At 38.2% G+C, this 14,182-nt stretch carries 16 protein-coding genes; 8 read left to right on the plus strand and 8 right to left on the minus strand.

What is annotated here, in order from left to right:
* Nucleotides 1–154: 154 nt before the first annotated feature.
* Nucleotides 155–922: a DUF4367 domain-containing protein gene (locus AC2TDL_RS15120; protein WP_484696904.1), complete on the minus strand. Its 768-nt coding sequence runs from the start codon at nucleotides 920–922 to the stop codon at nucleotides 155–157.
* Nucleotides 906–1,484: an RNA polymerase sigma factor gene (locus tag AC2TDL_RS15125; protein WP_484696905.1), complete on the minus strand. Its 579-nt coding sequence runs from the start codon at nucleotides 1,482–1,484 to the stop codon at nucleotides 906–908. Before AC2TDL_RS15125 ends, AC2TDL_RS15120 begins: the two co-directional genes overlap by 17 nt.
* A gap of 628 nt (nucleotides 1,485–2,112) precedes the next feature.
* Here AC2TDL_RS15125 and AC2TDL_RS15130 point away from each other — a divergent pair.
* A complete protein-coding gene (locus AC2TDL_RS15130) occupies nucleotides 2,113–2,481 on the plus strand; it encodes a hypothetical protein (protein ID WP_484696906.1) in 369 nt (122 codons plus the stop codon).
* 60 nt (nucleotides 2,482–2,541) lie between these two features.
* Here the strand turns inward: AC2TDL_RS15130 and AC2TDL_RS15135 are convergent, their stop codons facing one another.
* Entirely contained in the window at nucleotides 2,542–3,579 is a 1,038-nt protein-coding gene (locus tag AC2TDL_RS15135; RefSeq protein WP_484696907.1) for a BclA C-terminal domain-containing protein, read from the minus strand.
* Nucleotides 3,580–3,787: 208 nt separating this feature from the next.
* Nucleotides 3,788–4,030 carry a small acid-soluble spore protein SspI gene (gene sspI, locus AC2TDL_RS15140; RefSeq protein WP_484696908.1) on the minus strand — a complete coding sequence of 81 codons (243 nt, stop codon included), beginning with the start codon at nucleotides 4,028–4,030 and terminating at the stop codon, nucleotides 3,788–3,790.
* Between the two features lie 124 nt (nucleotides 4,031–4,154).
* Here sspI and AC2TDL_RS15145 point away from each other — a divergent pair, with 124 nt between their 5' ends.
* The 4 genes from AC2TDL_RS15145 to AC2TDL_RS15160 all read left to right on the plus strand — a co-directional run bounded on the left by AC2TDL_RS15145 (nucleotide 4,155) and on the right by AC2TDL_RS15160 (nucleotide 8,073).
* Complete coding sequence (locus AC2TDL_RS15145; protein ID WP_484696909.1) at nucleotides 4,155–4,976, plus strand: TrmH family RNA methyltransferase; 822 nt, start codon at nucleotides 4,155–4,157, stop codon at nucleotides 4,974–4,976.
* 330 nt (nucleotides 4,977–5,306) lie between these two features.
* Entirely contained in the window at nucleotides 5,307–6,140 is an 834-nt protein-coding gene (locus tag AC2TDL_RS15150; RefSeq protein WP_484696910.1) for a DNA adenine methylase, read from the plus strand.
* A gap of 161 nt (nucleotides 6,141–6,301) precedes the next feature.
* Nucleotides 6,302–6,739, plus strand: a complete 438-nt coding sequence (locus AC2TDL_RS15155) for a zinc ribbon domain-containing protein (protein ID WP_484696911.1) — start codon at nucleotides 6,302–6,304, stop codon at nucleotides 6,737–6,739.
* 74 nt (nucleotides 6,740–6,813) lie between these two features.
* Nucleotides 6,814–8,073, plus strand: coding sequence for an alpha-D-ribose 1-methylphosphonate 5-triphosphate diphosphatase (locus tag AC2TDL_RS15160; RefSeq protein ID WP_484696912.1), 1,260 nt, complete (start codon nucleotides 6,814–6,816; stop codon nucleotides 8,071–8,073).
* A gap of 134 nt (nucleotides 8,074–8,207) precedes the next feature.
* On the opposite strand, the gene AC2TDL_RS15165 is transcribed toward AC2TDL_RS15160, so the two are convergent.
* Nucleotides 8,208–8,966 (minus strand): SDR family oxidoreductase, encoded by a 759-nt coding sequence (locus AC2TDL_RS15165; protein ID WP_484696913.1) that lies wholly within the window; start codon nucleotides 8,964–8,966, stop codon nucleotides 8,208–8,210.
* Nucleotides 8,967–9,109: 143 nt separating this feature from the next.
* Between AC2TDL_RS15165 and AC2TDL_RS15170 the strand changes: the two genes are divergently transcribed.
* The gene (locus tag AC2TDL_RS15170) at nucleotides 9,110–9,679 is read left to right on the plus strand and encodes a TetR/AcrR family transcriptional regulator (protein WP_484696914.1); all 570 of its coding nucleotides are present in this window, start codon (nucleotides 9,110–9,112) and stop codon (nucleotides 9,677–9,679) included.
* 51 nt (nucleotides 9,680–9,730) lie between these two features.
* On the opposite strand, the gene AC2TDL_RS15175 is transcribed toward AC2TDL_RS15170, so the two are convergent.
* Entirely contained in the window at nucleotides 9,731–10,369 is a 639-nt protein-coding gene (locus tag AC2TDL_RS15175; protein WP_484696915.1) for a hypothetical protein, read from the minus strand.
* A gap of 498 nt (nucleotides 10,370–10,867) precedes the next feature.
* On the opposite strand from AC2TDL_RS15175, the gene map reads away from it, so the two are divergent.
* A complete protein-coding gene (gene map, locus AC2TDL_RS15180; RefSeq protein ID WP_484696916.1) occupies nucleotides 10,868–11,620 on the plus strand; it encodes a type I methionyl aminopeptidase in 753 nt (250 codons plus the stop codon).
* 141 nt (nucleotides 11,621–11,761) lie between these two features.
* Here the strand turns inward: map and AC2TDL_RS15185 are convergent, their stop codons facing one another.
* Nucleotides 11,762–11,974, minus strand: coding sequence for a hypothetical protein (locus tag AC2TDL_RS15185; RefSeq protein WP_484696917.1), 213 nt, complete (start codon nucleotides 11,972–11,974; stop codon nucleotides 11,762–11,764).
* Between the two features lie 132 nt (nucleotides 11,975–12,106).
* Here AC2TDL_RS15185 and AC2TDL_RS15190 point away from each other — a divergent pair, with 132 nt between their 5' ends.
* A complete protein-coding gene (locus AC2TDL_RS15190) occupies nucleotides 12,107–12,952 on the plus strand; it encodes a sugar phosphate isomerase/epimerase family protein (RefSeq protein WP_484696918.1) in 846 nt (281 codons plus the stop codon).
* Nucleotides 12,953–12,981: 29 nt separating this feature from the next.
* Here the strand turns inward: AC2TDL_RS15190 and AC2TDL_RS15195 are convergent, their stop codons facing one another.
* Nucleotides 12,982–13,947 (minus strand): M23 family metallopeptidase, encoded by a 966-nt coding sequence (locus AC2TDL_RS15195; RefSeq protein ID WP_484701205.1) that lies wholly within the window; start codon nucleotides 13,945–13,947, stop codon nucleotides 12,982–12,984.
* Between the last annotated feature and the right edge of the window lie 235 nt (nucleotides 13,948–14,182).

The raw sequence follows: 14,182 nt of genomic DNA on the forward strand, positions 1-14,182 counted from the left end.
AAAACTGACGACTGACACCCTTTTTTTTGGATATTAATATTTTACTAAAGAGCTCTCCCTTCAATTTATATTCATATATCTATATAACGCTCGGATTTAAGATTTGTAACAATTAAGATTTGTAACAATTTAAAGATATTAAAGAGGATATAAATTATTTGAACATTGTCACACTTTCTGCCATTTCGATAAGTTCATCTAAAATCGCTGCTGCTCCTAATAGGAGAAATTGGTTGTTGTCTGTATGCCATATGAGCGTTATCATATCATTTTTCTCTACAACAAGTCCTTGGTGTTTCTGAATCGTTATGAACATAACCTTATCTGCATTTTCCGTATCTACATTCATTCCAGTGTTTTCAGTGTTATGTTGGAACAAAATGGTGTTTTTGTTGTTAGTGTATTCAATTACTTTTAAGGTTTGATGTCCCTTTACTTCTGTAATATGATAACCTTCAGGAATTTTCGTAGGCGCATAGGCATTTTCCCAGTTGATTACTAGATAATGATCTGCAAATGATGGAGAATCTTGTCCAAATTGAATTTCTGTGTACTCTTGTTGTACTTTGATGAACATGTTCAACACTTTGATTCTTATTGCCTCAACAGTGAATGTACTGACTAGTAATGTGATCATAATCAGCAAAATTATAAATACGGCTTTAGGGAAGCGAGATGGTAATAGTTTACCAAAAGCATCTTTTAAATAAAAAAGAGTAAATCGACGATTTAACTTCTTGATGAACCTCCTTTTCGTTTTCTCAGAAGTAAGATAGAATGGATCTTTTCGCACTTCCTCGTTTTCTTCTTGAAATTGTTTGCCTTCCATTTCAGCAAATCGAGCCATAAGTAATCTGATCATGCTCTCCTCGTATTGTTCTTGAAGAAGCTCTTCATCCATTGGCTTATTCTTTTTTGTCACTGCCTTCAACTCCCTGTGACATTTTCAGTAAAACTCGGCGTCTAGCTCGTGCGATGTATTGTCGAATATGGTTAGCTGGAATATTTAATAGTGCTGCAATTTCTCGATCCTTCATTTCCATATTGTACTTGTAATATAGCAAACTTCGATCACGTTCTGACAATTGGAGCAATAGCTGCTCCATTCCTTTAAGTTCTTCGTGCTTGATAATTTTTTCTTCGGTAGCAGCTTGTTCATCAGGAATTAGATTAGCGATATCCTCGGACAATCCGCTAAAAATATTTTGTGAGTATCGTGTTTTTTTTCGTAAATGATCCAAACAAACATGCCTGACTGTATAGACGATATATGAGGTCACTTTGTAACTATTTAATGACCGTAATAGAGAAGTTTTCGGAATCAACTTTAAAAAAGCGTCATGAATGAGATCATCGACAGTCCCATAATCTCTAATAATAGAATAGGCTTGTTTTTTTAGTAGAGGGTAGTATTGAAGGTATAGGTTTGTTATAAACTGTTTGTCATCTTCATCCTTCACTAATGATAAGAGTAATGAAATCATTATCTCAACCCCCGATGTAATTCCTGTGAGAAAAAAGAATCTTTAGGAAACTATTAGCGATGATACACAACATAATAATTTTCAGTGTGAGCAAGTTTCTATGCAATAAATCTGCAATTTTAATGTTTTCTTTTTCCCACTATTTCTCATTGAAAATGATAAGGGGTGTTCTGTCAAAATATTCCATATAGTGTAAATGTTACTTTATTAAGAAGTATAACTATTTTAGGAATGATATTAATTTTCAGTGTTAATTCAATTTTAATGATCAAGTGTTACATTTCCTGTTTTCAATCGTCATACTCAATAGACAACATAAGAATACCACGCACATCATTCATCGAAAGGGTTACATAATTGGAATTTAGAGGCTATCGGGAGCCTTATGAAAGGAAGGTGATTTAACTGCGAGTAACTCGTTAAAAACTTGAAGAGCTAAGAGGTTAAACTTTGGATTGAATCCAAAAGCTTATTTAAAAAATAAGAATGTATATAAACCTCTAGGTCGTATATAAACCAATAAAACCAGGAGAATTGAGTGATTCTCCTGGTTTCTCATGAAGTAAAGTTACTTGTTTCCAACAAACTCAACCTATAATTTAATGAGAGGTAAAGAGGGAGGACTAATGTGAGAAAAGTAGTAATTGGTATTTTCGTAGTCTGTCTATATTGTTTTCCTTTCGTTTATTTTTCAGTGAACCATGATTTCACAAAAAACTCAATGATTGGGTATGTAATTATGATTGTAGCGACTTCGCTGCTTGCTTTCCTCGGCAGATTTTTTAGCAATTTATCAGTTCCAATTATCGGTAATATATTATCGTTAATAATTTCTTTTTATTTCGTCAGCGAAATGACAGGGAACGAAGATTGGGGCGTCTATTTCAAGCCAGTAACCCCATATCAATTATTATTTTTAGTTACTATTTTGAATTTGATTCCTCAGCTCTTTGCTATAATGTTAGCTAAAAAAATGCAAAATAAAGCTAAAGCTTAAACAAGCTGTCTCCATCCTATGGAGACAGCTTGTTTTTTGCTTTTATAATGAATTGCGCGATTAGCTTAGTCTAATAATTGTAATTGTTGCACCAGGAGCTTGCAGTCCGACAGAAAGGGTAGAAGTGACTTGTAGTTGTATCGTTTGACCTGCTGTAATCGGAATAATGGTTTGTGCTTCTAGGCTTGTAGTAGTTACGGAAGCCGTAGCTGTTGATGCGACAGGGTTGCCATTTAACAGTATTCTTGAGGAAGTAAGCAAGGAAGCAGCCATATTAATGCGATAGCTAATATAGTAGTTTCCACTCACATTAATAGTAAAGGTATCATTAGCTCCGTTAATTGTAATTCCAGTAGCAATAAATTGGTTATCGGGGAACGTTACAAGACCGCTTCCTAATAAAACAGCTATTGAACCGTTTGTATTTTGGGCAAAGGCGGAGGTTTCTGTTGTGTTTGTACCAGTCGGACCAGTAGCGCCAGTTGGCCCAGTCGGACCAGTAGCACCAGTCGCTCCTGTAGCGCCAGTTGGCCCAGTCGGACCAGTAGCACCAGTAGCCCCTGTATCTCCTGTTGCCCCTCTTGCGGCGATTAAGGTGTAATCTGCTGATGTATCAGGAAAACCTGCTGGAGGTGCGCTGTTAACCATATACGTGCTTCCATTAAACGTAACAATTTGACCTACAGGATAAGTTGGTGCAATTGCTGCGTTATAGGTAACTACGCCTTCTAATCCAACTCCCGTCGCACCAGTGGCACCTGTTGGTCCAGTTGGTCCTGTAGCACCAGTCGGTCCGACCATGGTTGGAGTATTTACTATATTTTCAACTTTTGAATGCAGGAGCATTTGATTTCTCACTCTACTGTCTAACACGGAACGTACACTTGAATTAATTTCAAGCAAGTCATTAATTGTTGGCTGTATTCCCGTTGCCCCAGGCAATGTTCCAAGCACATCCTGTAATTTTTCTCCTTCGGCATTTAAGATATGACTCATGCCAAGTTCTTCCATGGCAATAGAAGATAGTAAGAGATTTATTACATCATCCCTTGTAAGAGTTATCGAAGGAGTGATATTCGGAATATTCGCTTGTGACATGATCAGCTTCCTTTCATAGATGGTTTCAAATGCGCAGCTACATATCACTGTAAATGAGTTAAATATTTATACTATTATATGCAGGGAGGAAATAAGGTTATAGGTTTAGCCAGAAGATTATGAAAAATAGACGAATATCTAGAATAAAAAAACGAGACTAATCAGCTTGTCGTAATAAGACAGTTACTGAGTAGTCTCGTTTCCTTGTTTAGAAGGATGGTGATGCATTTGAGGCTTGCTCTGACTCATTCAAATGTGCGTACAGTCTGTCAATCATTTCAGCTTGTTGATCCTCATTAGATTCCTTCCATATAATTTCAAATAACACACCTAAGCCAGGCAATGCGCGTTCATCAGCATCACAGGAATCGGTAATTGTTTCATGAAGCTCATTTTTGCTATTATTTTGTATACGGTGAATAATCGCTTGGCGAAGATCTAAATTGTGCATTTGATTTTACCTCCTATGTAGTATTTATTTGTTGTAACAGCTTTACTGTACCCTAAACAATAAGGTATCATTCAACATAATGAACAATTTCATATATTGAATGATGTAGGAAGGTCTGTGATTCATGAGTAAAGAGCATATGCTGTTGTCCTCTGTGCAAAATGAGCGAGTTAAGTTATGGGCATCACTGCAAGAAAAAAAACATCGTGATCGTTTGCGATTATTTATAATAGAAGGTATTCACTTACTTAAGGAGGCCATTTACGCAAAGGCACAAATTGAGGCAATTATCTATGATGCAGAGCGTGGCTTACCTCAAGAAATTGCTGAGCTGCAAAGTGATGTTTCAGGAAATACGGAGTGGTTTAAGGCAACCGCTAACGTGATGGGAAAATGTACAGGTACAACATCGCCGCCTCCTGTGTTTGCTGTACTTGCTAAGTTTAAGTATGATGAAGGTAATCTGTTTAAAAAGGACGGTCTCGTCGTTGTACTGGATGGCGTGCGCGATCCTGGCAATGTCGGAACTATTATTAGAAGTGCCGATGCTGTTGGTGTCGATGGCATTATTCTTGGCAAAGGCTGTGTTGACTTATATAATCCCAAAACTGTACGTTCCACGATGGGCTCCCTCTTTCATTTGCCGATAGTGGAAGGGGAACTGACAAGCTATATTGATCGTGCTAAGGCACAAGGAATACATATTGTAGGCACAAGCTTACAGGCTACACAAAACTGTTATGATTATAACTGGAAGCAGGGTTCCTGGCTTGTGATGGGCAGCGAGAGCGATGGATTATCTAGAGAAGTAGAAGCACTCGTCAATCAAACCATGATTATTCCAATGGCAGGTCAAAGCGAGTCGTTAAATGTTGCAATGGCTACAACGGTGCTGCTGTATGAGGCTTTGCGTCAGCGGAGGTTTTCAAACAATAAAAATATATGACCTTTGATAGGGAAGGACTAGGTTATTGCCTTCCTTATTTTTTTGAAACAGGTGGGAAGTTTCCTTAACATGGTAAACTTTGGTATGATTTTGATCCATTAGAAAGATTTAATCATCCAGCTATTTAAGCCTTTCAAGCTGAAATGCTTCCAAAGCCTTCCCATTTCTAATGATTGATTTGCTTGTTTGTTCGTGATGTTTTGAGAAGCTGTGCATTCATTGCTGCCTTTTAGGGGCTATGATACAATGAAGGTTGTAATTTAATGAGAAATCGTATAGCTTACAACATTCATATATCGAATTGAATAATATATAACAGAGGTAACGAACGTGACTGAAAAAAGAATGACTCCTGTTCTTAAATGGGCAGGAGGGAAAACACAGCTGTTAGAACATATAAAAGCAAAAATGCCTGAAAGCTATAACACGTATTATGAACCGTTTATTGGCGGTGGAGCGGTGTTCCTTAGTCTTAGTCCAAAGAAAGCAGTTATTAATGATATAAACGAACAGCTAGTTAATTTATATAAGCAGTTAAAAAATGCGCCAGATTTATTGATTAAGCTCGTAACAGAATATGACAGCGTTCCTTGTGATAAAGAATTTTATTTGTCTATGCGTGAAAAGTATAATAAAAAGATTTCTGCTCGCGAGCTTGACACAGAATGTGCAGCATTAATGATTTGGATAAATAAGCATTGCTTTAATGGTTTATATCGTGTAAATGGCAAAGGTCTGTTTAATGTTCCTTACAATAACAAGGTGACAGGTAAATCTATTGACCCTGATAATATTACCGCCATTGGTGCATATTTACAAAATAATGATGTTACGATAACTTGTATGGATTTTGAAGAAGTGTGCAAAGATGTAGAAGCAGGCGATTTTGTATATTTTGACAGTCCATATTTGCCTGTAAGTGAGACCGCGGATTTTACAGATTATACGAAGGATGGATTTCAGCTGGCAGATCATAAACGGCTTGCGGCTCTGTTTGCTAAGCTTGATCGTCTTGGAGCAAAAGTTATGCTTTCGAATAATGATGTTCCGCTTGTGCACGAGCTATATAGCGGGTATCATATCCAGTCACTAGATGTAAAAAGAATGATTAATAGTAATGCGAATAAGCGAACAGGCAAAGAGGTTATCATTACCAATTATTAAGCTGGATTTATGCTTAATTTATCATGTGACGAACATCTAAGATTACGTGCTGAATTCATTCAGCACGTTTTTTTCTATCGTGTGGCAGAAACACAATTAGAACATTTGCGTATTATTGGAAAAGTAGACGGAATATGTTGAAACGAGATGGAGGGATACTGATGAAAAGTATAAAGCCTGGACGAGGACCGTCAATGATGGGCGGTGTAGGCAGTATTGCTGTTGGAATATTTGGTGTCATTTGGACGATAGGTGCAGCAAGCATGGGGGCTCCTGGTTTTTTTGTACTGTTTGGAATTGTTTTTGTCGTTATTGCCATTGTTCAAGCGATTTATCATTTTTCTAATGCAACGGGAGAAAATCGAATGTCTCTTTATGATATTACTGAAGATGAGCCAGATCCTTTTGAGCAAAAGTTTGGCAGAGCGAGAAAAGTGCGATATGGCGACAGTGAGGATGACAATCGCCATCATTCCAATACAACTGTATTGCCTAAGCATTCGCCTAGCACCGAAATTAATTTTTGTCCTAGCTGCGGACAAAATGTGGCGAATACGACTTATCGCTATTGTCCAAATTGTGGTCAAGCAATTCGATAGACTAAGTGACAATTAATCGGGAGTGCTCTAAACTATGAGATACCTACTATATTAACTGGAGGAGGAAATAACTATTGGTTAATTTTAATAACAGTTACAGAAATGATTCGGCTAAATCAAATTCGGTACTCATTCTAACTTCAGGCAATGTCGTTATGGAAGACCGCAGCTTGAAGGCCAATGTTATTATTCATAATGACAAAATTAAGCAAATCATTGCTTTAGAGCAAGCTGCTGAATTAAATATACAGGAAATTATGGGGACGTACGGATTACATAGCGCGGACCAAGTAACGATAATAGATGCTGCTAACAAAACCATTTTGCCAGGGTTAATTGATATTCACTGTGATGCGATTGAAAAAGAAATCCAACCTCGCCCAAACACATTGTTTCCGCTGGAAATGTCTTTGCTTGAGTTTGAGCGAAAGTTGCCGCTGAACGGTATAACAACGATGTATCATTCCTTTTCGCTTGGTGTAGGATTAAGTTTACGCGGCTATGAATTAGTCGATCAATGTATTGATATTATTCATCGTTATAATTTACAGCGCAGCATTGTACGTAATTTAATTCATTTACGGTACGAAGTCAGCTATATTGATGCACTGCCGATGCTGGAACGGTATATTGAGCAGGAAAAGATTCATTATATGTCGTATATGGATCATTCCCCTGGTCAGGGGCAATATCGCAAACCGGGCTCTTTTGAGAAGTATGTTATGAAAAACCAAGGGGTTACTGCTGCGGAGGTTCAGCAGATTATCGATGACTTGCTTGTGCGAAGAAAAGCGGTCGATTGGGACAAGCTAAAGCAGCTCGCTTGGCAGGCAAGAAGTAAAGGAATAGCTGTAGCTTCACATGATGATGATACGAAAAATAAGATTGATGAAGCGCTCCAAAGCGGGGTTAATGTTAGTGAATTTCCGATTACGCTTGAGGTTGCACAATATGCAGTGAAGCAAGGAATGCATGTTTGTGTAGGAGCGCCTAATGTTGTGCGGGGAGCTTCACATGATCATAATTTGCGTGCTGAGGATGCAATCCTGCATGCTGGCGCTAATATTCTATGCTCAGATTATTATCCTGCCTCTATGCTGCAAGCGATTTTTAAGCTGCATCGCAATGGATTGGAGCTTCATGAGGCTGTGAAGCTGGCGAGCTTGAATCCTGCAAAAGCAGTAGGAATTGCTGAGCAAGTGGGATCGATAGACCTTGGGAAAAAAGCTGATCTAATATTAGTTGATCAGTTTCATGAGCTTCCATTTGTTGAGCTGACGATTGTTGACGGAGCAATCGTTTATTCGAGCAAACCTTATTTTCTAGAAAACTAAGATAGATTAGCGTAATTTTTTACGATAGGACTGGAGCAGCAAAAAGCCGTTTTTAGATCAGTGCCCTGACCTGAAAACGGCTTTTTATCGTTCAAATGATTAAGTAAATTAAGAACAATTGGATGAGCTAATGATTAGTAAGCTGTCCAACCGCCATCAGCAGCAATGACTTGTCCATTTACAAAGCTTGCATCATCAGAAGCTAAGAATAGAGCAAGTGTAGCGATTTCTTCTGGTTGACCAGCACGAGGATTAATTGCTAGACCAAGTGCTTGACGTTTTGCGCCTGTTTCACTAACGTTAGTCATTGTTGATGCAATGTTAGTAATAACAGCACCAGGTGCGATACCGTTACAACGGATATTTTTATCAGCATACATAAATGCTGTATTTTTAGTCAGACCAACAACTGCATGTTTAGAAGCAGCGTATGCGGCACCTGCACGAGCTCCATATAAGCCGCCTATAGAAATATTGTTAACGATAACACCATGTCCTTGTTCTAGGAAGATGTTGACTGCTTTACGCATAGATTTCATTACAGAAGTTGTATTTACAGCGAATACCTTGTCCCAACGTTCATCGGATAGCTCACCAACTGGCTCCATGCCATCCATAATACCAGCGTTGTTTACAAGAATATCTAGCTTACCATACTGTGTCAACGTTTGAGCAAATAAAGCATTTAGATCTGAATCGTCAGCAACGTTCGTTTTAATTGCAAATGCTTCCCCGCCGTTTGCTTTAATTGTTTCAACTACTGCTTCTGCTCCTTCAAGGTTTATGTCAGACACAGCAACCTTTGCTCCCTCAGCAGCATATAAAATTGCAATTGCTTTTCCCATGCCAGAGGCAGCTCCAGTTACGATAGCTACTTTATCCTTAAGCTTCATGTTACACAACCTCCATGATTTTATTGAACAACTGTTCAATATCTATTATAATGGATATATTATCCAGCTTCAAGTGACAACTTTTTGTATAATGTTGAATATTGAACAAATGATAAAGATTTTGTTTAATAAAGGGGAAGAAAATGAAAACAGATTTGCGAATTGTTAAAACAAAGGAAGCGTTGCGCAATGCTTTGCTTCGTTTGTTAAAAGATAAACCGCTTGATAAAATTTCAATTTCTGAGCTTTGCCGAGCAGCAGAGGTAAATCGCGGTACGTTTTATTTGCATTATGAAAATGTAGAGGCTTTATTTGCCGAGTATTTTCGAGAAATTACCGTTGATTTGGATCAAGCCTATATGGAGCCTTATCGATTGGTGAATGAACTCGATCTTGCTAAGCTTAACCCTAAAATGATTAAGATATTCAATCATTTTGAAAAGTATCAGATGTTTTATTCGATCGTTTTTTCTCCTAATGCACCGATGCAGTATTACTATGAATTATTTGAAACAATTAAAGCTCTTATGCTGCGCAACCTAAATTTAGATGACATTAGTAAAAAGGACATCTACATTCAACTGCACGCTAGCTATTATGCTAATGCAATCATCGGCTTAGTTCTCCATTGGTTTAAAGACGGTTTAAAGCTAACTGTGGAAGAGATGAACATGCAGCTTGCCAAAATCGTCAGTGCAAGGAAAGGAAACTAAAAAATCCTCCATCGTCATTTTCTAATTTAGAAATGACAATGAAGGATTTTTCTACTTGTTTTTCTTTTCCGCAATATAAGCATTAATTTCTTCAAGCTGGAGCGGATTGCTTGATGCTACTGAATAGGTTGCGCCCCAATAATCATAAGCTGATTTGCCCTGTTCTGGGTATCCATACAAATCAAGATCATGTAGGATGCGATGAATGAAGCGTAATGCGTTTGGCTCATATTGTGATGTTGCGATTTCAATTAATGCAACGATATTGTTCATATCTTTAACAATATCTTCTTCATCTGCTAAAGCTTCCTTAATTTTTTCATAATTATTAGTATTTAACAGCTCTGATTTAAGGATATTGCTCCAGCCTTCATCGCTGCCTTCTGCATATTTAGAAAATTTGCTTCCAAGCAGGAAGTAATCAGCTTGGGCATGCATTTCCCTAATTAATTCAATCGCTTTATACTGTGGCGTATCAGGTTGAGACGTATAGGATTGCGAAGGGAATTTGACAGGCGTATTTGCCAAATCCTCTTGTTGATTCAACCCATACTGCCTAGCGTAATAAGATTCTTTATATTGCTCTTCCTTTAATACTTTTTGTACGAAAAGCGCTGTTGCGATGATTAGTGCGATAAATGCTACAATAAAAAAAGTACCGACTAAAAGACCTATCTGTTTACGTTTCACGACTAATAACTCCTGTAGAATGAAGATATTCAGGTTGATACTGATAGTAGAGTTAACATCAAATGAAAACGTAATAGTTGTATCAGCAACCCGATAAAATAACGAAAATTTAACAATACTATTTTAATTATGCTTCATATTGCTAGCAGTGGTCAACCTTTTGTGCTTTATAGTAGTATGATCTGTCAGGAAGAAACGGAATATACAATGGCGAACGAACAAGCCAGAATCAAACTTGGAGAACGAAGCAACGTAAAAAATTCCGTTACAAAAATAAACGTTCAAAGCAATAAAAAGGTTTCGTTTATTTAACTTGCAGCATCGCGCTTAAATAAAAAGCATGGTGGGAAGATCTATTACTGACGCATTATTTCTATAACATTGCATAAGCTTAAACTCAATTAGCACCGCATTAGGGATACAGGTATTAACTGATTTGTGCTATAGTTAAATAATACGCGTTCTTTATGTAATCTTAGAAAGAAAAGTGGGATATAAATGATTGTTATAAAAACAATGGAAGAAATTATGAAAATGAAAAAAGCGGGCGAGATTTTAGCAGCTTGTCATAAAGAGATTGCAAAAATGATTAAGCCTGGCATTACAACAATGGAAATTGATCAGTTTGCTGAAAAATTTATTCTCGATCACGGAGCAACTCCAGAGCAAAAAGGTTATCATGGATATCCTTTTGCAACTTGTGCTTCTGTTAATGATGTGATTTGTCATGGCTTTCCAAGTAAAGAAATGGTTCTTAAAGACGGCGATATTGTAACCATTGATATGGTTGTTAACTTAGATGGTTGGTTAGCCGATTCCGCATGGAGCTATGCTGTAGGTAATATTTCGCCAACTGCACAAAAGCTGCTTGACGTAACGAAGGAATCGTTATACAGAGGAATTGAACAAGCAGTTGTTGGAAACCGTTTAGGTGATGTAGCAAGCGCTATTCAAAAGTTTGCTGAAGCAGAAGGCTTCTCGGTTGTACGTGATTTTGTAGGTCATGGTATCGGTACGAAAATGCATGAAGAGCCGCAAGTTCCTCACTATGGACCAGCTGGTCGCGGTACTCGATTGAAAGAAGGCATGGTTATTACAATTGAACCGATGCTAAATGTAGGAAAATATCACGCTAAAGTCGATGCAGATGGTTGGACTGCAAGAACAGTTGATGGCAGTCTTTCCGCTCAATATGAGCATACCATTGCAATTACAGCAGACGGTCCGTTGATTATAACTGATCAATCTTAATTGATGTTTACTTAGTGCAAGATGAAAAGCAGCGGCTTGCGCTTGTGCGCAGTCTGCTGCTCGGTCTGGATTCATTACATTTAGGCTGTGAAATATCAATTGATAATTCGTTATGAAGAGCGAGTCAGTTCTCGGTCTTCATTATTTTTTTAAAAGAAAAAATTCTCCTTCATCACGATTGTGATACATTACATCACTTACATTACTTTGCGTAATGACTGTATGCTCGTCAAAGCGAACGATGATTGCACGATTCTCTACGATTTGATTGTTTAAAAAAACGCGAACCTGACTTTCCTGTTCTACTGCTGTTTGAAAATCTTGATCTGTAATTAATTTACGTTGAATGGACATCGACCATCCTCCTAACTAAATGCTAAAGCTATAAGGTCAATTATAATCAATGTTTCTTTAAATATGAACAATATTAGAAAAGCGATTATATTTTTTATTTGCTATGCTTCGAGTATAAAGGAGATGATAGCAATGAAATATTCTGTTTTTACCGTAATGATGCCTGATTGTACGCCAGAGCAAACAGTCAAGCTATTGCAGCAGGAAGGCTACGATGGTGTTGAATGGCGTTTTACCAATAATGATCCTGCACGACAGCATGAAGTTCCTTCTTTCTGGGGAAACAATTATTCTACGATAGCGGCAGATAGTACCGAAGAAGAGCTTAAAGCTGTAGCACAATTAATGAAAGAGCATGGCTTAACTATTCCCAATTTAGCTGCTTATATCCCTGAGGGAGATTTAGCAGCTACAGAACAAGCAATGAAAGCTGCTGTTATCCTCGGCGCTCCATCGATAAGAATTCCAGCGCCAAGTTACCGCAGTGACAATTCATATTGGCAGACGCTTGAAGCGGGTAGAGATTATTTAGCTAAAGTAGAGAAATTGAGTAAGCAATATGGTATTAAAGGTGCAATCGAAACGCATCACGGAAATATTGCATGCAGTGCTTCTGCGGCACGCAGACTTGTTGAAGGCTTTGACCCTCAGCATATCGGAATTATTTATGATCCAGGCAATATGGTGCATGAAGGGTATGAAACTTATCGTATGGGCTTAGAAATATTAGGTCCGTATTTAGCTCATGTCCATGTAAAAAATGCTGCTTACCAATATAATAAGCAACATTCATCCTGGGAAGTTCAATGGAGAACAATTGATGAAGGCATCGTTGTATGGCAGAAGGTGATTGAGGACTTGAAAGCAATTGGATATGACGAATGGCTAAGCATCGAAGACTTTAGTCTCGCTCGATCAACGGAGCAAAATTTGGCTTATCAAATTCAATATTTAAAGCAAATCGTTCATGGGAAATAAAGCAAAAGGGAGCGCATCACGCTCGTAGCTTATTTGCTGCGTAGGCGTTTGCGCTCCTCTGTTTCCCAGCGCTTAAGGCTTGGATATGGATCGAAGGCCCATTCAATAAGACCGCGGTCACTATAGATACCATAATGTAAATGAGGAGGAAACTTACCAGAAGTGCCGGGCTTTCCATAGCCTGAGCTGCCTACCCACCCGATCACTTGGCCAGGCTCAACGATTTGACCAACTTGCAAATCTTTGGCGAAGCCTGAAAGGTGAGCGTAATAATGATAATAGTTATTTAAATCACGTATCCCGACTCTCCAGCCGCCATAACGATTCCAACCTTTTGTTTCAATGACACCGTAGCAAGTGCTGCGTACAGGAGTGCCGTAGCTGGCGAAAATATCTGTTCCTTCATGAATTCTCTTTCCTCCCCAGCCACGACGATCGCCCCATGTATCACGATAGGCGTAAGTTGAGTTTAATGGCAATGGAAATGCATGCTCAAATAAATCAAGCTTGTCGTAGTGTTGATAAAGTTGATGAAATTGCTCAATACGTTTTACAGCACGTGTATTTTGATAGTATTCCCATAGACCAATCATTAAATTATCATCATCGTGTCCGTGCTTACCAATTTCAGATAATACTGAGGCAAGAAGATCAATATCGCTGCTGCGGCTTGCGCGATTATCTCCATCTCCATCACGACCAATCCCTTGGAAAAATGCAATCGATGAAGGCTCCTCGTCCTGACTGTCAGGATTTAATACCCCTGCCCACTTTCTTTCATCAACGTATATTCCTGTGAGCTTGCCATGCTGAGGCCTTGCCTTCGGCTTAGCCCGTGTCAAGGAGCGCTCATATTGATCAATTGCAGCTATCCATTGCCATGGAATTCCTGTCATTACAGAGAGGTTGTTATAAAGCTCTAACCTAGCAGCATAAATTTGTTCAGGAGACATTTGCTCGTTGGCCTGGACAACTTTTGCGAAAGAAGCATACATAGGAAGGAGAAGGATTACAATAAAGGTTAATGTACGAAGCCTTGTCATCAATATCATCCTTTCACACATTCACTAATGTTATTGTTCTCTAGATAATGAAAAATATCCAACTGGATTTCAATCTGCAGTAATAAGCACTGCAATTTGCAAATTTTATGATATAATAAAACCAATGTTTAGTTGTAGACTGTAATTTTTATACAAGTAAGTAATTGAAAAAAGTAATTGAAAGCAG

It is taken from the genome of Paenibacillus sp. plas6 (assembly GCF_057221655.1).